24 protein-coding genes are annotated in these 23,208 nt (G+C 69.1%); 9 read left to right on the plus strand and 15 right to left on the minus strand.

Going from position 1 to position 23,208, the window contains the following annotated elements:
• From QQK83_RS13420 to QQK83_RS13430, 3 genes are all read right to left on the minus strand, one after another.
• On the minus strand, window positions 1-1,020 hold a 1,020-nt coding region (locus QQK83_RS13420), incomplete at its 3' end, for a DNA translocase FtsK 4TM domain-containing protein (RefSeq protein ID WP_284265014.1).
• A 3-nt stretch (window positions 1,021-1,023) separates the two neighbouring features.
• A complete protein-coding gene (locus QQK83_RS13425) occupies window positions 1,024-2,214 on the minus strand; it encodes an aminotransferase class I/II-fold pyridoxal phosphate-dependent enzyme (protein WP_284265015.1) in 1,191 nt (396 codons plus the stop codon).
• 104 nt (window positions 2,215-2,318) lie between these two features.
• On the minus strand, window positions 2,319-3,671 hold the full coding sequence (locus tag QQK83_RS13430) for an amidase (RefSeq protein ID WP_284265016.1): 1,353 nt from the start codon (window positions 3,669-3,671) through the stop codon (window positions 2,319-2,321).
• Window positions 3,672-3,758: 87 nt separating this feature from the next.
• Here QQK83_RS13430 and QQK83_RS13435 point away from each other — a divergent pair, with 87 nt between their 5' ends.
• A complete protein-coding gene (locus QQK83_RS13435; protein WP_284265017.1) occupies window positions 3,759-4,982 on the plus strand; it encodes an FAD-dependent monooxygenase in 1,224 nt (407 codons plus the stop codon).
• 8 nt (window positions 4,983-4,990) lie between these two features.
• Here QQK83_RS13435 and QQK83_RS13440 read toward each other — a convergent pair whose 3' ends face one another.
• The 5 genes from QQK83_RS13440 to QQK83_RS13460 all read right to left on the minus strand — a co-directional run bounded on the left by QQK83_RS13440 (window position 4,991) and on the right by QQK83_RS13460 (window position 8,560).
• Window positions 4,991-5,179 (minus strand): Trm112 family protein, encoded by a 189-nt coding sequence (locus QQK83_RS13440; RefSeq protein ID WP_284265018.1) that lies wholly within the window; start codon window positions 5,177-5,179, stop codon window positions 4,991-4,993.
• Window positions 5,176-5,820 (minus strand): LON peptidase substrate-binding domain-containing protein, encoded by a 645-nt coding sequence (locus QQK83_RS13445; protein ID WP_284265019.1) that lies wholly within the window; start codon window positions 5,818-5,820, stop codon window positions 5,176-5,178. Before QQK83_RS13445 ends, QQK83_RS13440 begins: the two co-directional genes overlap by 4 nt.
• 27 nt (window positions 5,821-5,847) lie before the next feature.
• The gene (locus QQK83_RS13450; protein ID WP_284265020.1) at window positions 5,848-6,783 is read right to left on the minus strand and encodes a thioredoxin family protein; all 936 of its coding nucleotides are present in this window, start codon (window positions 6,781-6,783) and stop codon (window positions 5,848-5,850) included.
• A 68-nt stretch (window positions 6,784-6,851) separates the two neighbouring features.
• A complete protein-coding gene (locus tag QQK83_RS13455; protein ID WP_284265021.1) occupies window positions 6,852-7,640 on the minus strand; it encodes an exodeoxyribonuclease III in 789 nt (262 codons plus the stop codon).
• 233 nt (window positions 7,641-7,873) lie between these two features.
• A complete protein-coding gene (locus tag QQK83_RS13460) occupies window positions 7,874-8,560 on the minus strand; it encodes a response regulator transcription factor (RefSeq protein WP_284265022.1) in 687 nt (228 codons plus the stop codon).
• A 142-nt stretch (window positions 8,561-8,702) separates the two neighbouring features.
• Between QQK83_RS13460 and ribA the strand changes: the two genes are divergently transcribed.
• Both ribA and QQK83_RS13470 read left to right on the plus strand, forming a co-directional pair.
• Window positions 8,703-9,794 carry a GTP cyclohydrolase II gene (gene ribA, locus QQK83_RS13465; RefSeq protein ID WP_284265024.1) on the plus strand — a complete coding sequence of 364 codons (1,092 nt, stop codon included), beginning with the start codon at window positions 8,703-8,705 and terminating at the stop codon, window positions 9,792-9,794.
• Window positions 9,791-10,342, plus strand: a complete 552-nt coding sequence (locus tag QQK83_RS13470) for a L,D-transpeptidase family protein (RefSeq protein WP_284265025.1) — start codon at window positions 9,791-9,793, stop codon at window positions 10,340-10,342. Before ribA ends, QQK83_RS13470 begins: the two co-directional genes overlap by 4 nt.
• On the opposite strand, the gene QQK83_RS13475 is transcribed toward QQK83_RS13470, so the two are convergent.
• From QQK83_RS13475 to QQK83_RS13490, 4 genes are all read right to left on the minus strand, one after another.
• Window positions 10,333-10,986: a YggS family pyridoxal phosphate-dependent enzyme gene (locus tag QQK83_RS13475; RefSeq protein ID WP_284265026.1), complete on the minus strand. Its 654-nt coding sequence runs from the start codon at window positions 10,984-10,986 to the stop codon at window positions 10,333-10,335. The two genes, QQK83_RS13470 and QQK83_RS13475, sit on opposite strands and share 10 nt — an antisense overlap.
• Window positions 10,987-11,029: 43 nt before the next feature.
• On the minus strand, window positions 11,030-12,517 hold the full coding sequence (locus QQK83_RS13480) for a tetratricopeptide repeat-containing sulfotransferase family protein (RefSeq protein WP_284265027.1): 1,488 nt from the start codon (window positions 12,515-12,517) through the stop codon (window positions 11,030-11,032).
• A 112-nt stretch (window positions 12,518-12,629) separates the two neighbouring features.
• A complete protein-coding gene (locus tag QQK83_RS13485) occupies window positions 12,630-12,782 on the minus strand; it encodes a hypothetical protein (RefSeq protein WP_284265029.1) in 153 nt (50 codons plus the stop codon).
• A gap of 105 nt (window positions 12,783-12,887) precedes the next feature.
• Window positions 12,888-13,907 carry a porin gene (locus tag QQK83_RS13490; RefSeq protein WP_284265031.1) on the minus strand — a complete coding sequence of 340 codons (1,020 nt, stop codon included), beginning with the start codon at window positions 13,905-13,907 and terminating at the stop codon, window positions 12,888-12,890.
• Between the two features lie 398 nt (window positions 13,908-14,305).
• On the opposite strand from QQK83_RS13490, the gene QQK83_RS13495 reads away from it, so the two are divergent.
• From QQK83_RS13495 to QQK83_RS13515, 5 genes are all read left to right on the plus strand, one after another.
• Window positions 14,306-14,857: a DUF3576 domain-containing protein gene (locus QQK83_RS13495; RefSeq protein WP_417750358.1), complete on the plus strand. Its 552-nt coding sequence runs from the start codon at window positions 14,306-14,308 to the stop codon at window positions 14,855-14,857.
• A gap of 98 nt (window positions 14,858-14,955) precedes the next feature.
• Window positions 14,956-17,520 (plus strand): leucine--tRNA ligase, encoded by a 2,565-nt coding sequence (gene leuS, locus QQK83_RS13500; protein WP_284265035.1) that lies wholly within the window; start codon window positions 14,956-14,958, stop codon window positions 17,518-17,520.
• Window positions 17,507-17,998, plus strand: a complete 492-nt coding sequence (gene lptE / locus QQK83_RS13505) for an LPS assembly lipoprotein LptE (protein ID WP_284265037.1) — start codon at window positions 17,507-17,509, stop codon at window positions 17,996-17,998. The genes leuS and lptE overlap by 14 nt, the downstream gene beginning before the upstream one ends.
• Window positions 17,995-19,026, plus strand: coding sequence for a DNA polymerase III subunit delta (locus QQK83_RS13510; protein WP_284265038.1), 1,032 nt, complete (start codon window positions 17,995-17,997; stop codon window positions 19,024-19,026). The genes lptE and QQK83_RS13510 overlap by 4 nt, the downstream gene beginning before the upstream one ends.
• The gene (locus QQK83_RS13515; protein ID WP_284265041.1) at window positions 19,026-19,619 is read left to right on the plus strand and encodes a glutathione S-transferase family protein; all 594 of its coding nucleotides are present in this window, start codon (window positions 19,026-19,028) and stop codon (window positions 19,617-19,619) included. The genes QQK83_RS13510 and QQK83_RS13515 overlap by 1 nt, the downstream gene beginning before the upstream one ends.
• Window positions 19,620-20,170: 551 nt before the next feature.
• Here QQK83_RS13515 and QQK83_RS13520 read toward each other — a convergent pair.
• A complete protein-coding gene (locus tag QQK83_RS13520) occupies window positions 20,171-21,346 on the minus strand; it encodes a TIGR03862 family flavoprotein (RefSeq protein WP_284265043.1) in 1,176 nt (391 codons plus the stop codon).
• A gap of 40 nt (window positions 21,347-21,386) precedes the next feature.
• Between QQK83_RS13520 and QQK83_RS13525 the strand changes: the two genes are divergently transcribed.
• Window positions 21,387-21,692: an HNH endonuclease gene (locus QQK83_RS13525; RefSeq protein WP_284265044.1), complete on the plus strand. Its 306-nt coding sequence runs from the start codon at window positions 21,387-21,389 to the stop codon at window positions 21,690-21,692.
• Window positions 21,693-21,699: 7 nt separating this feature from the next.
• On the opposite strand, the gene QQK83_RS13530 is transcribed toward QQK83_RS13525, so the two are convergent.
• Both QQK83_RS13530 and QQK83_RS13535 read right to left on the minus strand, forming a co-directional pair.
• Window positions 21,700-22,326: an enoyl-CoA hydratase/isomerase family protein gene (locus tag QQK83_RS13530; RefSeq protein ID WP_284265047.1), complete on the minus strand. Its 627-nt coding sequence runs from the start codon at window positions 22,324-22,326 to the stop codon at window positions 21,700-21,702.
• Entirely contained in the window at window positions 22,323-23,081 is a 759-nt protein-coding gene (locus QQK83_RS13535) for an SDR family oxidoreductase (protein ID WP_284265065.1), read from the minus strand. The genes QQK83_RS13530 and QQK83_RS13535 overlap by 4 nt, the downstream gene beginning before the upstream one ends.
• Between the last annotated feature and the right edge of the window lie 127 nt (window positions 23,082-23,208).

Here is a 23,208-nt window from a genome sequence, read left to right on the forward strand (position 1 = left end):
GGGCAACACGCCGCGGCGGCGCTGCGCGGCATCGGCGATCACGTTGGGCCGGCGCACGCGCGACTTGATGACATCGGCGATGCGGGCGCGGATGCGGTCCTCGTCGGGGGCGTCGATGCCCTCGGCCTCGGGGTGGTCGGGCGCGACCAGCTCCGGCTCGATCCGCGCCTCGGGCTCGCGGGCACGCAGCATCGGCATCCGCGCGAACAGCCCCGGCTGCCGGCGCGCGCCGGGCAGGGTCACATCCTCTTCGTCGTCGTGAAGGATCGGCACCGTGCGATGCGCCGGGTCGGCGGCGAACTGCGCCGGACCCTGCGCGCTGCGCGTGGCGCGGCGCTCGGCCAATTGCGCGGCGGCGCGGCCCGCGCCGTTGCCCGCGCTGCGCAGCCCGCCCGACACCATCGCGCCCACCGATAGGAGCCCGAGCAGCAGGAAGCGCAGCCCCAGCCGCAGCTCGTAGCGGTCCACGCCCAGCACGTAGAGCGACAGCATGAGGCCGGAGACGAAGGCCAGCGCCGCCAGCAGCTTCAGCCCCGCCTCGGGGCTCATGGGCAGCGCGTTCAGCACCGCGCCGAGGATCGTGTCGCCGAACAGCCCGCCCAGCCCGAAGCTGTGGGTCCAGGTCTCGGGCGGCGTGATCGAGGCCGCGTAGATCGACGCCAGCGCCACCGCGATGGGGAGGATGACCGTGCGCCCGATGGCGCGCTCGTGCCCGCGCTGGAGCAGGAAGCGCAGCCCCCATGCGAAGGCCGCCAGCGGCAGCAGGAAGGCACCATACCCCATGATCATCATCAGGATCGCGGAGATCGATGCCCCGAAGCGCCCGAGCAGGTTCTGCGGCACGGCATCCGTGGCCGCCATGAAATTCGGGTCGTCCGGCGCATAGGACACCAGCATCGCCGCCAGCGCCGCGGCCAGCCCGATCAACGCGAAGCCGGTGGCCTGTTGCCCGAACCGCAGGAGGATCTCTTGCATCCGGTCGTCGAGCAGGGGGTCACGCTGTCGGGTCTGGTAGGCCATCGTTTACTGTCCTTGTCCGTAGAGGCACGCCTTGAGCCGGGTCAGCCCGTCGCGCATCTCGTCTTCGGGGGCGACCATCGCCACGCGGATGCGGTCCGCGCCGGGGGTCTGCCCGTTCACCTCTCGGGCGAGATAGGCGCCCGGCAGCACGCGCACGCCCGTCTCCTGCCAGAGCTTCACCGCCGCCGCCTCGCCGTCCTCGACGGGCAGCCACAGGAAAAAGCCCGCCTGCGGCGCGCTGTAGCCCGGCACGTCGCCGAGGATCTCGTCGGCGATGCGGTATTTCGCGCGGTAGAGCGCGCGGTTTTCCTCGACATGGGTCTCGTCGCCCCAGGCGCGCGCGGCCACCGCCATCATCGGGATCGGCAGCGGCGCACCGGCGTAGTTCCGAAGCTGCTTCATCCGCGCGATGCTGTCCCGCCCACCGGCGGCGAAGCCCGAGCGCAGGCCGGGCATGTTCGACCGCTTGGAGAGCGAATGGAAGATCACCACCCGTTCGGGATCGGCCCCGATCCGCGCCGCGGTTTCCAGCGCGCCGGGCGGAGCCGTGTCGCGGTAAAGCTCGGAATAGCATTCATCGGCGAAGATGCGGAAATCATGGCGTTCGGCCAGCGCCAGCAGGCTCTCCCAATAGGCGGCATCGGCCACCGCGCCCTGCGGGTTGGCGGGCGAGCAGATGTAGACCACCGCGGTGCGGTCGAGGGTCTCGGCGGGCAGCGCGGCGAAATCGGGAAGGTCGCCGGTGTCGGCGGTGGCGGGGACGTAGACCGGTTCCGCCCCCACGGCCAGCGCGGCCACGGCATAGACCTGGTAGAAGGGGTTGGGCATCAGAACGACGGGGCGCTTGCCGCCCTTGGTTTCGGGGCAGAGCGCGAGGCAGGCGTTGAACAGCCCCTCGCGCGTGCCGTTCAGCGGCAAGACCTGCGCGTCGGCCGAGACGCTCACGTCGTAGCGGCGCGCGATCCAGCGGGCGATGGCGGTCTGCAACTCGGGCGTGCCGTCATTGGGCGGGTAGCGCCCGATGCCGTCCAGCGCGCCCGCGATTTCGTCCCCGACCCAGGCCGGGAAGGGGTGGCGCGGCTCGCCGATGGTCATATGGATGACCGGGCCGCCCGGCGCGTGAACGTCGAGCAGCTTCCGCAGACGCGGAAACGCGTAGTCGGGCAGGTTCGAGAACCGCTCGGGAAACACCATCAGACTGCCTCAAGTTCGGGGTCATGAACGCCCCGTTTGGTGCAAACCTACAGTGTCCCCGCCAGCCGGTCCAGAAAAAGCAGCGCGGGGCCGGGCGGTTGTGGCTATCCGGCCAAGGCGGCCTCGGCGGCATGGCCAAGTCGCAAGAGCCGCTCCTCGGCCATGGGGGCCGCCAGCATCATCAACCCGCAGGACGGCGTGCCGGTGGGAAGGCTGAGGCCGCAGAGCCCCATCAGGTTGCCGACGCGGGTGTTGCGCAGGGTCAACAGGTTCTCGGTGACGTAGTAATCGGGGTCCGACATCAGCCGCGCGATCTCGGGCGGGGTGTTGGGGACGGTGGGCAGGATCACCGCGTCATAAGCGGCGGTCTCGGCGGCCCAGACCGCGCGCAGCTCGCGCAGCCGCCGCCATGCGGCGACGAAATCGGGGGCGGAGTGGTCGGCCCCGCCGCGGAAACGGTCGAGGATGCGGGCATACATCTTGTGCGGCGCGGCCTCGATCACGTCGCGCCACGTGCCGTAGGCCTCGGTTGCGAAAAGGACCGGGGAGAGGTCCATCGCCTCCGCGATGCCGGTGACGGTGCCGGTTTCGACCGTGACGCCCGCCGCTTTCAGGCGGTCGAGCGCATGGGCGAAGCCCATGGCCGGGGCCTCGCGCACGTCGCTCGTGTAGGGCTCCAGCACCAGCATTCGCGTGCCCGCCAGCGTCGCGCCGCGCAGGTCGGCGGGCGTGCCGCCCTCCATGATCGCCAGCAGATGCGCGCAATCCTCCACGCTGCGGGCCAGCGGGCCGACGGTGTCGAAGCTTTCGGCAAGCGGCACCACGCCCTTCAGGCTGAGGCGGCCATGGGTCGTCTTGAGCCCCACCACGTCGTTCCACGCGGCGGGCACCCGCACCGAGCCGCCGGTGTCCGAGCCGATCCCCGCGGGGGCCAGCCCGAAGGCGATGGAGGCCGCGGCGCCGGAGGAGGAGCCACCGGGCGCGCAGCCCGGGTCGTTCACGTTGGGCGGCGTGCCCGGCAGGGGGTCGGTGTTGCCGCCATAGGCGGGGTTCATCCCCAGCCCGGCAAAGGCCAGTTCCGACATATGCGTCTTGCCGAGGCAGACGGTCCCCGCCTGCGTGGCGCGGGCCAGCACCTCGGCATCCGCCTCGGGGACGCGGCCCTCGAGCAGCATGGTGCCCGCCTCGGTCACCACGCCCGCGCTGTCGAACAGGTCTTTCCAGCTGATCGGCACGCCGTCGAGCAGGCCCCGACGCACGCCGTTCTTTGCCCGCTGCCGCGCGGCCTCGGCCTCGGCGCGGGCGCGGTCGGGGGTCAGGCGGGTGTAGATGCGGGGGCTGAACTCATGCGCGGCGGCGGCGTCGAGATAAGCCTCGGTCAGCTCGACCGGGTCGATGCGGCCCTCGCCGATGCCGCGCCCCAGATCGCTTGCGCTTTGCCACAGCCAATCGCTCATGTCCCACCCCTGCCCATGTTGTCGCGGTGTGACGCTACAGCCCACCCGCGGCATGGACAATCCCGCTTGGCGGGCCATAGTCGGGCCATGACACATGACGCCGATATCCTGATCGTCGGAGGGGGGCTGAACGGCCCCTGCCTCGCGCTGGCCTGTGCGCAGGCGGGGTTGTCCTCCATCGTGATCGACGCCCTGCCCGAGGATGTGCGGCAGGGGGCGGAGTTCGACGGACGCTCCTACGCTTTGGCCTTGGCCTCGGTGCGGATGCTGCGGGCGCTTGGGCTTTGGGACGGGCTGGAGGACGCGGCGCAGCCGATCCTGCAGATCAAGGCCAGCGACGGGCGCGCGGGTGAAGGGGCCGCGCCCTTCTTCCTGCATTTCGACAGTGCCGAGATGGAAGAAGGCCCGATGGGCCACATGCTCGAGGATCGCCACCTCCGCCGCGCGTTGATGGCGGCGATGGAGGCGGAGACGCTGATCCTTCACCGCCCCGCCACGACCGTGGTGGCGCAGTCGACGGAGGGCGCGGCCCGCGTGACGCTGGCAAGCGGCGAGGTGCTGACGGGCCGCGTGTTGATCGGCGCGGATGGCCGCCGCTCGGGCACCGCGGCGCGGGCGGGGATCAGGCGGACGGGCTGGGATTACGGGCAGACCGCGCTGGTCGCGGCGATAGCGCATGAGAGGCCGCATGAGGGCATCGCGCACCAGTTCTTCATGCCGCCGGGGCCGCTGGCGATCCTGCCCTTGCCCGGCAACCGCTCCTCGATCGTCTGGTCGGAGCGCCATGCCGATGCGAAGCGGCTGATGGCGGCGGATGACGCGGCGTTCCTCGACCACCTGCGCCCGCGCTTCGGGGATTTCCTGGGTGAGATTTCGCTGGCGGGCCAGCGGTATGCCTATCCGCTGAACCTGACCATCGCCAACGCCTTCGTGGGTGAACGCCTTGCGCTGGTCGGCGATGCCGCGCATGGCGTCCACCCCATCGCGGGGCAAGGCCTGAACCTTGGGCTGCGCGACGTGGGCGCGCTGGCCGAGGTGCTGGCCGAGGCGAAACGCCGGGGCGAGGATATCGCGGCCGCTGACGTGCTGGCGCGCTACCAGAGCTGGCGGCGCTTCGACACCGCCGCGCTGGCGCTGGCGACGGACGGGGTGAACCGGCTGTTTTCTAACGACAACCCCGCGCTGCGCCTGATCCGCGACATCGGCATGGGGGCGGTCAGCGCCATGCCGTCGCTGCGCCGCGCCTTCATGCGCGAGGCGGCGGGGCTTACGGGGGATGTGCCGAGGCTGTTGCAGGGGCGGGCGTTGTAAAGCCGGAGCTAGTCCAGTGCCCGCGCCTCGCTTTCCAGCATGATCGGGATGCCCCCGCGGATCGGGTAGGCCAGGTGGGCGGCCTTCGACACCAGCTCCTGCCGCTCGGCGTCATAGCTCAGCGGCGCATGGGTCATCGGGCAGACCAGCGCCTCGAGCATGCGGCGATCGACGGGGGGCGCGTCGCCCTCGGTCATTGCATCTTTTCCTCGGGGCCGCCGCCGCGGAGCGCGAATTCGATCAGCGTCACCAACGTTTCGCGCCGCGTCGTCAACGAGGGGGCTTCGAGCAGGGCCTGTTTTTCCTCGGGGTCGAAGGGGCAGAGCATCGACAGCGAGTTGATGAGCAACTCGTCCTCGGCCTCTTTCAGGCTGTCCCAGTCGGTCGAGAGCGACATCGCGTCGAAATAGCGGCCCAGCAGGTCGAGGAACGCGGGCCGGTCGAAACCGCGGTCGTGCTCCACGTTGCCGAGATCGGCGGAAAACCCGTCCCATGTCACGTCGCAGCGGCGGTAGGGGGTGAAGCCCGAGACCTCCTGCCGGATGCGGAAGCGCGAGATGCCCGCGAGCGTGATCATGTAGCGCCCGTCCTCGGTTTCCGAGAACTGCGTCAGGCGACCGGCGCAGCCGATGGCATGCAGGCGCTTTTCGTCGGACCCCGGCACCTCGCGCGGCTGGACCATGCCGATCAGCCGGTGCGAGGTCTTCATCGTGTCGTCGAGCATCGCAAGGTAGCGCGGCTCGAAGATGTGCAGGGGCAACCGGGCGCGCGGCAAAAGCAGCGCCCCCGGAAGCGGGAAGACGGGGATCGTGTCGGGAAGATCTGCGGCTGACATCATGGGCATGGACCTAGCGCCCCACCCGGGTCAGGCAAAGATCATCGACGAGAGTTTCCGCCGCCCGTTCAGCGCGATGGGGTCCTGCGGTTTCAGCGCCTCGAAGATGGTGAAGAGCTGCGCCTTTGCGGCACCGTCGTTCCACTCGCGGTCGCGGCGGAAGACCTCGAGCAATTCGTCGACGGCCTCCTGCACCTGCCCCGCGGCATGCAGCGCCTGCGCATAGTCAAAGCGCGCCTGCAGGTTGGCCGGATCACCCTCGACCGCGGCCTTGAGATCGGCCAGCGGGCCGGCATTCTCGGCCTGGCGGGCCAGCGCGATCTGGGCGCGGACGGCCTCCAGCTCGGGCGCTTTGGCGATGGCGTCGGGGGCGGTGTTCAGGATGCCCTCGGCCTTGTCGGTCTCGCCCATGGCGAGATGCGCGCGGGCCAGCCCGGCCATGGCGACGGCATTCTCGGGCTCTTCGCCGAGGATCGCGGCGAAGGTCTGCGCGGCGTCCACCGCGGCCCCTTCGGCCAGCATCGCCTCGGCGGCCTCGAGCGCCTCGGCCAGACCGCCGTCATCGCCGCCCATGGCGGCAAGGCGGTCGATGAATTCCTTGATCTGGCCCTGCGGGATCGCGCCCTGGAACATGTCCACGGGGCGGCCATCGACGAAGGCCACGACCGTCGGGATCGACTGCAGCGGCAGGCCCTGCTGGGCCAGCGCACCGGCAAGGCGCTGCTCGCGGTCCACGTCGATCTTGACCATCTTGACCTTGCCCTTGGCCGCCGTCACCGCCGCCTCGAGCATGGGCCCCAGCGTCTTGCACGGGCCGCACCAGGTGGCCCAGAAATCGACGATCACGGGCACCTCGCGGCTGCCCTCGATCACGTCGGCCATGAAGGTGGCCTCGGTCCCGTCCTTGATCAGGTCGGTTGCGGGGGCGGCTTTGCCCTGGCCTTGGCCCTGTCCGAGTTCCAGCATCGTTGTCTCCGTCACATCTGCACGTCTTGGCCCCTATATGCGCGCGACCGCGCCGCGCGCCAAGGGTGTCACAGGTCGAATGTGGCGAAAACCGGGGCGTGGTCGCTGGGCTTTTCCCAGCCGCGGGCGGCGCGCAGGATGCGGCTGGAGTGGCCCGCGTTCGAGATGTCGGGCGTCGCCCAGACGTGATCGAGGCGGCGGCCCTTGTCGGCGGCATCCCAGTCGCGCGCGCGGTAGGACCACCAGCTGTAGAGCAGACCGTCGGGAAAATCCTGCCGGGTGATGTCGACCCAACCGGCGGCCTCCTGCACCTGGGCCATGTGCTCGACCTCGATCGGCGTATGGCTCACGACCTTCAGAAGCGCCTTGTGCGACCAGACGTCATCCTCGCGCGGGGCGATGTTGAGGTCGCCCACGAGGATGGATTTCTCGGGCCGGTCCGCGCCGAACCAGTCGCGCATCTCGGTCAGGAAATCGAGCTTGTGGCCGAATTTCTCGTTCTTTTCGCGGTCGGGTTCATCGCCGCCCGCGGGGACGTAGAAATTGTGGATTGTCACCCCGTTCTCGAGCCGGGCGGCGACATGGCGGGCATCGCCCTTGCCGCAGATGTCGCGGTGGCCCGCGTCCTGAAGCGGCAGGCGCGACAGGATGGCGACGCCGTTGTAGCCCTTTTGCCCGCGGGCGACCATGTGGGGGTAGCCCGCCTCGGCAAAGACCTCGGCCGGGATCTTGTCTACGGGCGACTTGCACTCCTGCAGGCAAAGCACATCCGGCCCTTCCTCGGTCAGGAGCTTGACCACGAGGTCGGCGCGCAGGCGGACCGAGTTGATGTTCCATGTGGCAAGCGTGAAGGGCATCGGCGGTCTCCGGTCGTGACGGGTCGCCCCGGTTTACGGAGCGCGGCGGGCGATGGCCAGACCGCTGCGCGGGCGAACGGGCAAAAGAAAGGCCCGAACCGAAGTTCGGGCCAAGTCCAACAGGGAGGTAATGAGAAACTGGTAACGAACAACCCAAGGTTGCGCATTGACCTGGATCAACGTGGCAGAGTTGACCATGCCCGCGTGAAGAAAAGGTTAATGAGCGCGCCGCCTCATGCGACCAGCCGGTAACCGCCGCTTTCCGTGACCAGAAGCCGCGCGTTCGAGGGGTCGGGCTCGATCTTTTGCCGAAGCCGGTAGATGTGGGTTTCCAGCGTGTGCGTGGTCACGCCCGCGTTGTAGCCCCAGACCTCGTGCAGAAGAACATCACGCGCCACCACGCCTTCCTGCGCGCGGTAGAGGAACTTGAGGATGTTCGTCTCTTTCTCGGTCAGGCGGATCTTCTTGTCGTCCTCGGTCACCAGCATCTTCATCGCGGGCTTGAACGTGTAAGGGCCAAGCTGGAACACCGCATCCTCGGACTGCTCGTGCTGGCGCAGCTGCGCGCGGATGCGGGCCAGAAGCACCGGGAAGCGGAAGGGCTTGGTCACGTAGTCGTTCGCGCCCGCATCCAGCCCGAGGATCGTGTCAGCGTCGCTGTCATGGCCCGTCAGCATCAGGATCGGGCATTTCACGCCCTGCTTGCGCATCAGGCGGCACAGCTCGCGCCCGTCGGTGTCGGGCAGACCCACGTCGAGCACGACAAGATCGTAGATCGCTTCCTTCACCCGCTCCATGCCCTGCGCACCGGTGCCGGCTTCGAAGACGTCGAAATCCTCGGTCATCACCAGTTGTTCGCTCAGCGCCTCGCGCAGGTCGTCGTCGTCGTCGACCAGCAGGATCTTTTTCAGATTGGCCATGTCGCAGGCTCCTTCAATCGTGATGTGGTCGAGATTGACGTGGGGGGGGCGTTTGGCAAGCGACTGAAAAACAATCTCACGGCGACGTGTCGGGATGCGAGGGAATGTTTCAAAACCCGATCTTCGGCAGTATGCAGGCGCCATGAGCCTGTTGCCCACCCCCACCGAACATGTCGCGCGTGCGCGCGCCGACCTGCGCGTCGGCCTTCCGGTCGTGATCGGGGGCGCGGGCGCCGGCCTCATCGTGCTGGCCGCCGAGACGCTGACCGCCGACCGGCTGGAGGCGCTGCGCGCCCTGCCGGGGCGGGCGGTCGTGGCGATCACCAACTGGCGGGCCGAGACGCTCAAGGCGCGCGCCTATGACGGCGACCTCGCGCGCGTGACGCTGCCGGGCGATGTCGAGGCGCAGTGGGTGCGCGCGCTGGCCGATCCGGCGCTGGACCTTGCCGAGCCGATGAAAGGCCCGCTGCCCAGCCTGCGCGAGGGCGACGCCGCCCTGCACCGGCTGGCGCTGATGCTGGCGAAATCCGCGCAGCTTCTGCCCGCGGTCGTGGGGCTGGAGACCGACCGCCCGCAGGCGCTCGCCGCCGAGATCGGCGCGGCCTGCCTGACCGAGGGGATGCTGGCCGACGATCTTGCGCGCCATCACCCGCTTCTGCCCGTCGCCGCCGCGCGCCTGCCGATGGAGGCCGCCGAGGCCGGGCGGCTGCACATCTTCCGCCCCGAGAACGGCGGCATCGAGCATTACGCCATCGAGATCGGTCGCCCCGACCGCGACAAGCCGGTGCTGGCGCGGCTGCATTCGGCCTGTTTCACCGGCGACGTGCTGGGCAGCCTGAAATGCGATTGCGGCCCGCAGCTCCGCACCGCGCTGGCCGAGATGGGGCGCGCGGGCGCTGGTGTGCTGTTCTACCTCAACCAGGAGGGGCGGGGGATCGGGCTGGCCAACAAGATGCGGGCCTATTCGCTGCAGGACCAGGGCTTCGATACGGTCGAGGCGAATCACCGGCTGGGCTTCGAGGATGACGAGCGCGATTTCCGCATCGGTGCGGACCTCTTGCGCCGGATGGGATTCGGCGCGGTGCGGCTGATGACGAACAACCCCCGCAAGGTCGAGATGATGGAGGCCGAGGGCATCGCGGTGACCGAGCGCGTGCCGCTGATCACCGGCACCAACCGCCACAACGCGCATTACCTGTCGGTCAAGCGCGACAAGTCGGGGCACATGCTGTGAAACCGCGCGACATGGTTGTCACGCCGATGGGGCTGCGCTTCATGGGCAGGCTCTTCCCCTGCACGCTGGGGCGCGGCGGGATCGTCAGCGCCGAGACGAAGCGCGAGGGCGATGGCGGCACGCCCGCGGGGGTGCATGGCCTCGTGGGGTGCCTCTACCGCCCCGACCGACTGGCGCGGCCCTGCGACTGGGCGGTGCCGATCCGGCCCGGTGACCTGTGGTGCGACGATCCGAAGGACGAGGATTACAACCTCATGGTCCGCGCCCCCTTCTGCGCGGGTCACGAGACACTGCGCCGGGCCGATCCGCTCTATGACATCGTTCTTCTGTCAGATTGGAACTGGCCGCGCGCCGAACGCGGGCGCGGCTCGGGCATCTTCATCCATTCATGGCGCAGGCCGGGCTACCCCACCGCGGGCTGTGTGGCGCTGGACCCGCAAGACCTTCGCTGGATCGTGGCGCGCATCCGCTACGAGACGCGGCTCGTGATCCCCGAGGCGCTGGCGGGCCACGGCGCGCGCCGGGCCGCGCAGACGCATCAGGTATAGGCGCGTTCCCCGAAGATCGCCGAGCCGACGCGCACATGCGTCGCGCCCAACCGGATCGCCGTCTCGAAATCCGACGACATGCCCATCGACAGGCCCTCCAGCCCGTTGCGCGCCGCGATCTTCGCCAGAAGCGCGAAATGCAGCGCCGGTTCCTCCTCGACGGGGGGAATGCACATCAGCCCTTTCACGGGAAGCGACAGCGCGCGGGCCTCGGCGATGAAGGCGTCGGCCTCAGCGGGCAGAACCCCCGCCTTCTGCGGCTCTTCGCCGGTGTTCACCTGGATGAACAGGTCGGGGCATTCCCCGCGCTCATCGGCCAGCCGCGCAAGCGTGGTGGCAAGCTTCGGCCGGTCGAGCGTGTGGATCGCGTCGAACATCTCGACCGCCTGCCGCGCCTTGTTGGTCTGCAACGGCCCGATGAGGTGCAGCTCGATGCCGTCGAACCGCGCCTGGAACTCGGGCCAACGGCCCTGCGCCTCCTGCACGCGGTTCTCGCCATAGACGCGATGGCCCTCGGCCAGCACGGCCTCGACCCGCTCGGGCGGCTGCACCTTGCTGACGGCAATCAGCGTGACCGACCCGGGCGCGCGCCCGGCCTCGGTCGTGGAGGCGTCGATGCGCGCCTGTATGTCCTGAAGTCCCATGGGCGGCAGCATAGGCCAAAAGAACGGCGCGGGCGCAAGGGGGCTACCGGGGGCGCTCCAGCTCTTCGAGCATCTCGGACAAATCGTCCTCGTAGCGTTTCCACTTGGCGACCGAAGAGCGGTAGAGCGGCTGGCGCACCTGGAAGGTGCTGAGCGTGTCGACCCGGCGGCGGTTGCCGGTGAAGGCGAGGCAGGCGGGGTCCCACTCCAGCCCCGCGGCCGCGACCAGTGCGCGGCTTTGCGGCTCGGGGTCTGCGACGACATCCTCGTAGCTCACCTCGGTGAACCCGTCCGGCATCGCTTCGCGCCAGAAGTCCACCATGCGCTCGAAGCTGCGATAGTAGCGCGCGAGGTCCACGAGGTCGTAGGCGTAGAGATGGCTGCCCGCGGCAAAGACGTTCATGTAGATCGACAGGAGCGTGTCGCGCGGATCGCGCCGCACGACGATGGCCCGCGCCGAGGGCAGCGCAAGGCGCATGGGCCCGAGCACCATGTAGGTCTGGATCGCCTTGTCGGTGACATGGCCGACGCGGCCCATGCGCTTGCGCACCGCGCTCTCGTAGTCGGCGCCCAGGGCGGCCCAGTCTTGCACGGGGATGTCGCCAAGGGGCAGATATCCGCCCCCCTTGGCGGTCAGGAGCCGCATGGCGGCCCGTCCGAACAACGGCAGCTCGCCCGCGCCGGTCACCTTCGGATGCGACGCGATGATCTGCTCGATCAGCGTCGTCCCCGAGCGCGGCAGCCCGGTGACGAAGACCGGGTTGAACCCGCCGGGGGCGGCCGGGGCGAGCGCGGCGAAATCATGCGCGCGGAAATGCGCGATCAAGTCGTCGATCTCGCGCTCGCGCGCGGTGATGTCATAGGGATGCAGGGCGCGAATCCCCTCGTTCGCGGGGCGCAGGTAGCCGAAGACGCGCTCGGTCTGCCCGCTGTCCTCCATCGCCTTGGCCAGCGCGAATCCCAGGTGCGCCCGCGACAGGGGTGGCAGATCGTCCCGCGCCCAGGCGCGTTCCATCCGGTCGATGAGCGGGTCGTCGGCCTCGAGCGTCTTGGTGGCGAGGAAGATCCGGTAAAGCTCGCCATTGTCGGGGGCGATGTCGAGCGCGGCGCGGAAGGCGCGTTCGGCCCCGGCGAAATCACCCTCGAGCTGCAGCAGACGCGCCTTTTCGGCGCGCGCCTTGAGGTCACCGGGCTGCGTGGCGATCAGCCGGTCAAGGAGTGCAATCGCCCGGCCGGTCTGACCCGTCTCGGCCAGTTCCTGCGCGCAGGCGGCCAGAAGCGAGCGGTTGCCGGGGCGGAGCTTGGCGGCCTTCTGGAAGGCGGCCAGGGCTTCGCGGTGGTCGTGCTCGGCGCGCGCCGCGTGGGCGAGACCCACCCAACCCTCGGCCAGCGCAGGCGCGCGGCGGACAATTTCGCGCAGCGCCTGTCGCGCCTCTGAGAGGCGGCCCTGCTTGAACAGGGCATTGGCGGCCAGAAGCCGGGCTTTCAGCTGTTCGGCCGGTGGCCTTTGCGGAGTCTTCGGCGGGGCCATGGCTGTGGACCTCGGGCGTTTCGGACAGGTCGGGCGACAAGCCGAACAGGGCGGGCCGGGACGGTCAACCCCGGTTCCGGCCGCGGTTCCGACCCCTTCGGCGAGGCGCGCATCAGCGGTTGAACAGGTCGCCCATCGCCATGAAGTCGCTGCCGACGCCGTTCATTACCTCGCCCATGCCGTAGCCTATGCCCTTGCCCACACCGCCGATGGTGCCGCAGCTGGACAGGGCCAGCAGCATCGTGATTGCCGCAACAAGTCGCATCCCTACCTCGTTCCGTTGTGTGCAGAGCCGGCGTTGTCCGCCGGTCCCTCATGAAAAGGGGCGAGCCGAAGCCCGCCCCGATCCTGCGTCAGATCCGGGTGAGGATCAGAAGCTCATGTTCAGGCCGAGCGACCACGTGTCGAGGTCGTTGGAGCCACCGAAATCGGTGTAGTCGGACGAGCCGTAGCCAGCGTGCGCCGACAGGCCGCCACCGAAGTCGTAGGCAGCCGCGAGGCCCCAGCCGGTGATGTCGCCCGACGAACCAGCCGCGCTCACATCGTACTGCCCCCAGTTCGCGGACACGGTAACGGCGTCGAAGGTGTAACCCACACCAAGGCCGAGGTGCTTGATATCACCGCTGATGGTCGTGCCCGACACGTCCCAGTTGGAATACTGGAGACCGGCCGAGAGGCCGTTGTCGAGTGCAACAGCTGCGCTCACGCCGATGATGTCGACGTCAAGCTCTTCACCGGGGCCGGCGTATGCAACGAGGCCAACTTCTGCCGCATCCACGTTGCCGGGGAGGAAGTCGTTGCCTGCATCGATGACAGCGGACTGGTAGCCGATGCCGAAGTCGACCGAACCGCCTGCGAAGGCCATGCCGTAGCGTGCACCGAACGCGTAGCCGTCATCGACGGTGTTGGTGTCGTCCATCTCGAGCGAGACTGCGACGCCGAAGTCGCCGACGGTGTAGTCGTAGCGCAGGATCTGGCCGTCGTAGATGCCGTCGCCGTAGGAGCCGAGGAAGCCGGCGTGACCGGTTTCGTCGTCGTTGATCGAGCCGGCGTTGCCAACGGCTGCTTCGGTCAGCGCCCAGTCAAGTGCGCCGTCGGTGTCGCCCATGGTGAGGGTGCCGAAGTCGCCCGAGACGAAGATCGCAACGCCCGCGTCATCGGTGCCCACGCCGCCTGCGTTCTCGTCCAGATCGACGGCTGCGCCGAAGGTCAGGCCGTTGTCGCTTGCGCCCGAGAGCGAGAAGGTGACGTCGATGTCCTGCACGAACTGGGTCACGGCACCGTCGCCGCCCTGGAGACCCATCTGTGCCGAACCCTTAAGGCTGACGTCTGCTGCTGCGAAGCCCGTGGTTGCGACCAGGGCAGTCGTAGCGAAGAGAACCTTTTTCATGGTTTTTCCCTCGTGTTCATAGTCAAGGTGCACCTCAAGACGGGGAATCCGTATTGAGTATGCCCTTCTGTCGCCCCTGCTCCCTTCGATTGCAAGAAAGCCTGCACCCCCCCTCGCGTCTTGCAGGTGTCATGGTGCAGACATGCCACAGTCGGGCCGCAGCAAGGCAACGGGCGGGCAAAGGGCGGGCCACGGGCAGGTTGCGCCCATGTCGCGGCCCCACCAAGGACGCCCCGCGCAGGGTCATGTCACCCTCGACACCGCCCGACACCGCCCGACACCGCCCCAAGCCGCCCGCGAACGACGCGGTCACCTCAATTCCCCAAAGAGGCTTGCCGCCTATGGGGGCCTCCTGTAGCAACGGAAGGCAGATGGTGAACGAAGACAGGGACCGGCAGATGAACGGGCGGCTGGCTAGATTCGCGGGGGGCTTGGCTCTCGTGGCACTCCTCGCGGGGTGCGGGGGCGGTGGAATGTTCGGCGGAGGCGGCGGCCTTTTCGGCGGCAACCGATCCTCGTCCGACGGGGAAACCGTGTTCTCGCGCGAGATGAGCCCGGAAACCCGGCGCCAGCTTCAGGCCTCGGGCGCGCTGCCCGCGGAAGACCGCGAAACCATCTGGGACCTGTTCGAGAACGTCGACGATCCCAATGTCACCGTCGAGGTGAACCGCTATCTCTGGAACGCCTCGCTCGAGGTGCTGGATTTCATGCCGGTCGAAGCGGCCGACCCCTTTTCGGGCATCATCCAGTTCGGCTACGGCACGCCCCCCGGCGGCAGCCGCGCCTATCGCGCGACGGTGTATGTGCAGGACCCCGCGCTCGAGGCGCGCAGCCTGCGCGTGGCGGTGGAATCGCGGAACGGCTCCGTCGGGCGCGAGACCGCGCGCCAGATCGAGGATGCGATCCTGACCCGCGCCCGCCAGCTGCGCATCCGCGACGCGAACCTCTGACGGCTTTACGCCGCGCGCATCGCACACTAACACCACGCCGGGCCGCACCGCCCGGCGTTTTCGTTTCCGACACCCCCCATAAGCCAAGGACCGCACCCATGTCCCGCTACGACCCCGCGACGCTGGAACCCAAATGGCAAGCCGCATGGGCCGAGGCCGGAACCTTCGTCGCGCAGCGGTCCGACGACAAGCCGAAGTATTACGTGCTCGAGATGTTCCCCTACCCCTCGGGGCGCATCCACATCGGCCATGTGCGCAATTACACGATGGGCGACGTGATCGCCCGCTACAAGCTGGCGCGCGGCTTCAACGTGCTGCACCCGATGGGCTTCGACGCCTTCGGGATGCCCGCCGAAAACGCCGCGATGGCAAGCGGCGGGCACCCCGCCGACTGGACCTATTCCAACATCGACACGATGGTCGCGCAGATGAAGCCGCTGGGCTTCGGGCTGGACTGGTCGCGCATGTTCGCCACCTGCGACCCGGAGTATTACGGCCAGCAGCAGGCGCTGTTCCTCGATTTCCTCGAAAAGGGCCTCGTCTACCGCAAGAACGCCGTGGTGAACTGGGACCCGGTCGACATGACCGTTCTGGCCAACGAGCAGGTGATCGACGGCAAGGGCTGGCGCTCGGGCGCGGATGTGGAACGCCGCGAGCTGACGCAGTGGTTCTTCAAGATCAGCGATTTCTCGGGCGAATTGCTCGATGCGCTCGACGGGCTCGACGACTGGCCCGCCAAGGTCAAGCTGATGCAGGCCAACTGGATCGGCCGCTCGCGCGGTCTGCAATTCGCCTTCGGCCTGGTGGAGCCGACCCGCGGCCACGACCGGGTGGAGGTCTACACGACGCGGCCCGACACGCTTCTGGGGGCAAGCTTCGTCGGCATCTCGCCCGACCACCCCATCGCCAAGGAGCTCGAGGCGCACGACCCCAAGGTCGCCGAGTTCTGCGCGCAGGCCCGCCGCGGCGGCACCACCGAAGAGGCTTTGGAAAAGGCCGAGAAACTCGGCTTCGACACCGGGCTGCGCGTGCGCCATCCCTTCGACACCGCGTGGGAGCTGCCGGTCTACATCGCCAACTTCATCCTGATGGATTACGGCACCGGCGCGATTTTCGGCTGCCCCGCCCATGACCAGCGCGACCTCGATTTCGCGCGGAAATACGGGCTGCCCGTCATCTCGACCTTCGTGCCGCTCAAGGGCGATCACCTGAAGCCCGAGGACGGCGGCGAGGCCTATGTGCCGCCCAAACCCGACAAGGTCCGCTGGACCCTGCCCTTCAACTGGGCGGAAGAGGCCACCGGAGAGGAGGCGATCGACGCCGCGATTTCCTTCTGCGAGGGCAAGGGCGTCGGCCAGGGCGTGACCAAGTTCCGCCTGCGCGACTGGGGCCTGTCGCGGCAACGCTACTGGGGCTGCCCGATCCCCATCGTCCATTGCGACGACTGCGGCGTGGTGCCCGAGAAAAAGGAAAACCTCCCCGTCGAACTGCCCCGCGACGTCAGCTTCGACACCCCCGGCAACCCGCTCGACCGCCACCCCACATGGGCCGCGACCCCCTGCCCCGCCTGCGGCAAGCCCGCCCGGCGCGAAACCGACACGATGGACACCTTCGTCGATTCGTCCTGGTATTTCGCCCGCTTCACCGCGCCCCGCGCGACCACCCCCACCGACCTGGAAGACGCCGCCTACTGGATGAACGTCGACCAGTATATCGGCGGCATCGAGCACGCGATCCTGCACCTGCTCTATTCCCGCTTCTTCGCCCGCGCGATGCAGATCTGCGGCCACCTGCCCGAGAAATCCAAGGAACCCTTCAACGCGCTCTTCACGCAAGGGATGGTGACCCACGCGATCTTCCAGACCAAGGACGCCAACGGCCGCCCCGTCTACCACTACCCCGAAGAGGTCGAGCTGCGCGACGGCCGCGGCTTCCTGAAAGACGGCACCGAGGTCGAGATCATCCCCTCCGCCAAGATGTCCAAGTCGAAGAACAACGTCGTCGACCCGGTGAACATCATCGCCACCTACGGCGCCGACACCGCCCGCTGGTTCGTCCTGAGCGATTCGCCCCCCGAGCGCGACGTGGAATGGACCGCCGCGGGCGCCGAGGCGGCGGCCAAGCACCTCGCCCGCGTCCACCGCATCGCCGCCGAGATCGCCGGTGACGACACCGCGCCCAATGACGCCGACACCCCCCTCCTGCGCGAAATGCACAAGGCGATCTTCGACGTGACCAACGGCGTCGAAAGCTTCGGCTTCAACGCCGCCATCGCCAAGCTCTACGCCTTCACCAACGCGCTCGGCAAATCCACCGCCGGGGCCGCCGCCAAGCGGCAGGCCGCGAAAACGCTGGCGCAGCTCATGTCCCCCATGACCCCGCATCTGGCCGAGGAAATCTGGGCCATGCTCGGCGGCGAGGGCCTGATCGCCAACGCCCCCTGGCCCGTCGCCAATGAGTCGATGCTGACCTCCGACACCGTCACCCTGCCGATCCAGATCAACGGCAAGCGGCGCTCGGAAATCACCGTCGCCAAGGACGCCTCGAAGGAAGAGGTTGAAAAACACGCGCTGGCCGACGACGCTGTGCAAAAGGCGCTGGCCGGTGGCCAGCCGAAGAAACTCATCGTCGTGCCGGGTCGTATCGTGAATGTCGTCATCTGACCGCCGCAGTTTCCTGACGCTTCTGGCCGCCGCCCCGCTGGCGGCCTGCGGCTTCGCGCCGGTCTACGGGCCGAACGGCGCGGGGGGTGCCCTGCGCGACCGGCTGCGCATCGCGCCGCCCGACACGCGGTTGGGCTTCGTCCTCGTCGCGCGGCTCGAGGACCGTCTGGGCCGCGCCAGCGCCCCCACCCATGCGCTTGGCTGGGAGATCACGACCGACGAACGCGATCTCGCCATCACCGGAACCGACGACATCACCCGCACCAACGTGATCGGCACCCTGACATTCGCCGTGACCGAGATCGGCAGCGACCGCACCGTGCAATCGGGCGAGGTCTCGACCTTCACCGCCTATTCCACCACCGGCTCGCCCGTCTCGACCACCGCCGCCCGCCGCGACGCCGAGGACCGGCTGATGGTCGCGCTGGCCGATCAGCTGGTCTCGCGCCTGCTGTCCGGCGCCTCCGACTGGGCATGAAGCTCGGCCCCCGCGACGTCGCCGCCTACACGCGCAAGCCCGACACCGCCGCGGCCGGCTGCCTGATCTTCGGCGATGACGCCATGCGCGTCGCCCTGCGCCGGCAGGAACTTCTGAAGAACCTGCTCGGCCCCGGCGCCGAAGAGGAAATGCGCCTCACCCGCATGGACGCGTCCGAGCTGCGCTCCGATCCCGCCCGGCTGATCGACGCGATGAAGGCCACGGGCTTCTTCCCCGGCCCCCGCGCCGTCTTCGTCGAGGCGGCCACCGACGGGCTCTCCCCGGTCTTCGCCGCGGCGCTGGCCGACTGGCAGCCCGGCGATGCGCAGATCATCGCTACAGCCGGGCGGCTGACCGCGAAATCCGCGCTGCGCAAGCTCTTCGAAGGCCACAGGACCGCACGCGCCGCCGCGATCTACGACGACCCGCCCGGCCGCGCCGAGATCGAGACGCTGCTGACCGAAGCGGGCCTCCGCGACCTCCCCCGCGAGGCGATGGGCGACCTCGAGGCGCTGGCCCGCAGCCTGCCGCCGGGTGATTTCCGCCAGACGGTCGAGAAACTCGGCCTCTACAAGCGCGGCGATCCCGCGCCCGTCTCCCCCGCCGATATCGCCGCCGTCGCCCCCCTGACCATCGAGGCGGAACTGGACGACATCCTCCATGCCACCGCCGAATCGGAACAGGGCGCGATCGGCCCGATCCTGTCGCGCCTTTCCGGGCAGGGCGTGACGCCCGTTTCGCTCTGCATCGCGGCCCTTCGCCATTTCCGCGCGCTCCACGCCGCCACCTGCCACCCCAACGGCCCGGCGGCGGGCCTTCAGGCCCAGCGCCCCCCGGTCTTCGGCCCGCGCCGCGACCGGATGCTGCGACAGGCCCAGCGCTGGGGCACGCCGCAACTGGAAACAGCCCTCAGCCTGCTGGTCGAGACCGACCTGACCTTGCGCTCGGCGCAAAGCGCGCCGCAAATGGCGCTGATGGAACGCACATTGATCCGGCTCGCCATGATGCCGGGCAAACGGGGACGCTGATGGGCTACACGGTGATCGGGAACGTCAAGTCGCGCGCCTTGCGCGTGCTCTGGACGCTGGAGGAACTGGGTCTCGACTACGAGCATGTCGACGCGGGCCCCCGCTCGGACGAGGTCACGCGCATCAGCCCCGCGGGCAAGGTGCCGGTGCTGGTCGCCGATGGCGTGCCGATCACCGATTCGGTTGCGATCATGACCTTCCTCGCCGACCGCCACGGCGCGCTCACCTTCCCCGCGGGCACCATCGACCGCGCCCGGCAGGACAGCCTCACCCAGATGATCCTCGACGAGATCGACGCCGTCCTCTGGACCGCCGCGCGCCACAGCTTCGTCCTGCCCGAGGACCTGCGCATCGGCGCGATCAAGGACAGCCTCAAGTGGGAGTTCGCCAGAAGCGAAAAGGCCCTCGTCGACCGCATGGCCGAGGACGGCCCCTTCCTGATGGGCGAGACCATGACCATCGCCGACATCCTGCTCGCCCATTGCGGCGGCTGGGCCATCGCCGCGAAATTCCCGATCTCCGAGCCGCGCCTGCGCAACCACATCGCCCTGATGCGCGACCGCCCCGCCTTCCACCGCGCCCTCGGCGCGTAACCCACGGTCAGGGTCGGCATGCGCGTAGCACGCGTCCGCGCCACCGACCCGCCCCGGCCCCCGACCGACCGCCAACCGGCCCGTGACGCCCGCCGCCAACCACCCGGCACGCCACCGGGCAACCCGCCACCACCGGACACCCCGCATCACCCCGTTGGGGCGGGTCGCGTTCATTCGCATTCACGCGACCCGCCCCAACGATTTGATTTCGCATGTTTGAGTCGCGCAAAACCGGTTCCCACTTTTGCGCAACATGCTCACAGGTTAACGCGCGCCCTCCCCCCTTCTCCGTTTCACAAATATCTCGGGGGAGTCCGAAGGACGGGGGCAGAGCCCCCCGAATTTTCGTACGAAAATTCGCATACGCGTCGCGTCAGCGGCGCGCGGGTCGACCGCGCAGCGGGCGAAACCCCGGTCAGCTTCCCACCAGCAAGGCCCGGGGGACTCCCGAAGGGATCGGGGCAGAGCCCCTCACTTGGAGCGACCTCATCGATATGCACGTGGTGTGTACAGGGTGTGTACGGGATGTGTATGGCCCATGCATGCGACCCTCAGGTGCCCCAACCCGCCGCATGCCGCCCTGCCCAGCGCCCGGTCGCAAGGCACCCGGTGATGAGATAGCCCCCCGTAGGCGCCTCCCAATCCAGCATCTCGCCCGCCACGAAGACGCCGGGCAGCGCCCGCAGCATCAAGCCCTCGTCGACGCCTGCGCGCGTCACCCCGCCCGCGGTGGAAATCGCCTCGTCCATCGGCCGCGGCCCTTGGTGCCTGATCTCCAACCCCTTGATAAACCGCGCCAATTCCGCGCCCTCGGGCAAGGGCCGCCCGAATTCCTGCAACAGCGCCCGCTTCACCGGGTCGAGCCTCAAGGCCTTCTCGAGATGCTGGCTCACCGTCCGCTTCCGCGGCCTCGCGGCCAGCCGCGCCGCGACCTCCTCCACACCCAGGTCGGGCAGCAGGTCCACCACCAGCGCCGCGCCGTCGCGCACCTCCGCCGAAACCGCGTAGACCCCGCCCCCCTCCACCCCGCGGGCCGAGACCACGAACTCCCCCATCACACTGGTTCCGTTGGATTTTTTCAAACCAACGCCCTTCACCGGGCTGCCGAAATGCGCCGCCATATGCGGCGACCAATCGACCAGAAACCCCATGTTCGCGGGCCGGAACGGCGCCAGTTCCACGCCCTTTTCAGCAAGCCTCCCGGCCCAGTCCCCGTCCGAGCCCAGCCGCGCCCAGCTCGCCCCGCCAAGCGCCAGCACGACCACCTTCGGGGCCAGCACCCGCGGCCCCTCCCGCGTCTCGAACACCCAGCCCGCGCCGTCCCAGCCGGTCCAGCGCCAGCCCAGCCGCAGCTCCGCCGGAACGCGCCTGAGCCACGCCCGCAACAGCGGCGAGGCCTTCATCGCCACCGGAAAGACACGGCCCGACGAGCCGGTGAACACCGGCTGCCCGAGCGCCTCGGCCCAGGCCATCACCTCGGCCGGTCCCATGTCCCGCAGCATCGGGGAAAGCCATTCCGCGGCCGCGCCATAGGCGGCCGCAAACCCTTCGAATTCCTCGTCTTTCGTCAGGTTCAGCCCCGACTTCCCCGCCATCAGGAACTTCCGCCCGGCCGAGGGTTTGCCCTCGGCGATCACCACCGAGCGCCCCGCGCGCGCCAGCTCCTCGGCGGCCATCAGGCCCGCGGGCCCCGCCCCGATCACCAGCGCGTCGACCGCCTCAGCCATGCCCTTGCCCCCGGCCGATCCGGCCCCACACTTCCCCGGCATGGAAGACCTGCCCATCTGCCCGCTCTGCGAGCGCCCGATCCCGAAGGGCGCGAAGCAGAGCCTGCATCACCTGACGCCCAAGCTCAGGGGCGGCAAGGGCGGCCCGACCGTGCTTCTTCACCAGATCTGCCACAACGAGATCCACGCGACCCTTTCCGAGGCCGAATTGGCCCGCAATTACAACACCGTCGAGGCGCTGCGCGCCCATCCGCGGCTGGCGGCTTTCCTCGCCTGGGTGGCGAAACGCCCGCCCGATTTCCACTCGAAAACCCCCGGCGCACGGCGCGGCTGGAAGCGGCGCTAGCAAGCGCCTAACGCCCCTCGCACATCTCCTTGATCCGCCTGAGCACCTCGGGCTTTCCGGCCAGCGCGTCCCCGGCGATCTCGGCGGCCTGCTCCAACAGGTGCTCGGGCGCGGTGATCCGGTCGATCAGGCCGAAGGCATAGGCCTCGTCGGCGCTGAACTTCTGCCCGCCCAGAAGCAGCAGCTTCGCCCGCGCCGGACCCATCAGCGCCACCAGCCGGCCGGGGTCCGAGGGTTGCGGCAGGAAGCCCAGCTTCGCCACCGGGTAGAAGAACCGCGCGTTCGGCACCGCCAGCCGCAGGTCGCAGGCCAGCGCCATCCCGAAGGCCCCGCCCGCCAGCGTGCCGTTCAGGGCCGCGATGGTGAGACAGGGCAGCGCCGCGATCCCGCCCGAGACCTGTTCCCAGAGCTGCGAGGTGGCCAGCCCCGCCCGCGCCTCGTCGAGATCGGCACCGGCGGAAAACACCTTGTCCCCTGCCCCGGTGATGACCAGCGCCTTGATATGCGGATCGACGGTCGCCTCCATGACGATGTCGACCATCCGCGACAGCATCCCGGCGGTGAGCGAGTTCGCCTTGTCCGGCCGGTTCAGCGTGATCCGCCACAGCCCGTCCTCGCGCTGGCAGTCGATCATGACCCGACTCCCACGGCGCGGCGCACGTCCGGGTCGCGCAGTGAGATGTCGTCGCCAAGCCACGGGTCGGCCTCTTCGCCGCACATCCAGACCAGCGCCTTGGCGGGCCATTCGGGCGGGATGTGGTCGGACCAGTCCAGCTGGCTGACCGGGTTCACGCCCGAGGCCTTGATCTCGCGCTGCATGTCGGTGGCGACGGTGCCGGGCGACAGCCCCAGCGCGCGGATGCCCTGCCCGCCCAGTTCCTTGTGCAGGCAGGCGGTGAACATCTTCACCGCGGCCTTGGAAGTGCAATAGGCGCTCCAGCCCTCCAGCGCGTTGACCGCCGCGCCCGAGGAGATGTTGATGATCGTGCCGCCGCCGCGGCCCAGCATCAGCGGCAGTGCGGCGCGGGCACCGTGGAAGACGCCCTTCACGTTGATGTCGATGAGCTGGTTCCATGCCTCGGGATCGGCCGTGGCGATATGGCTGATCGGGTCGATCACGCCGGCGTTGCTGACCAGCACGTCGAGCCCGCCGAAGGTGTCGGCGGCGGCGCCAAGGGCGGCCTCCACCTCCCAGTAGCGGGTGACGTCGCAGGGGACGGCCAGCGCCGCCTTGCCGATCTCGCCCGCCAGCGCGGTCAAGGCTTCGCGGTCGCGCGCCATCAGCACGACATTCGCCCCTGCCTCGGCAAAGGCGCGGGCGGCGGCGGCCCCGATCCCGCGGCTTGCGCCGGTGATTGCGACGGTCTTTCCGGTCAGACCTTGCGACATCGTCATGCTCCCCTCTCCTGTGGTCCCTGCGCTGCGCTGGTGTGTGCCCAGAGCTACCGCGCCGCGCCGCGCGGGGCCAGCCCCCTGCGCCCGCAGTGTCCGGGTATCCCGCCCTTGACCCAAGGGG

The organism is Roseicyclus amphidinii (assembly GCF_030163755.1).
In the GTDB taxonomy this organism is placed as follows: Bacteria; Pseudomonadota; Alphaproteobacteria; order Rhodobacterales; family Rhodobacteraceae; genus Roseicyclus; species Roseicyclus amphidinii.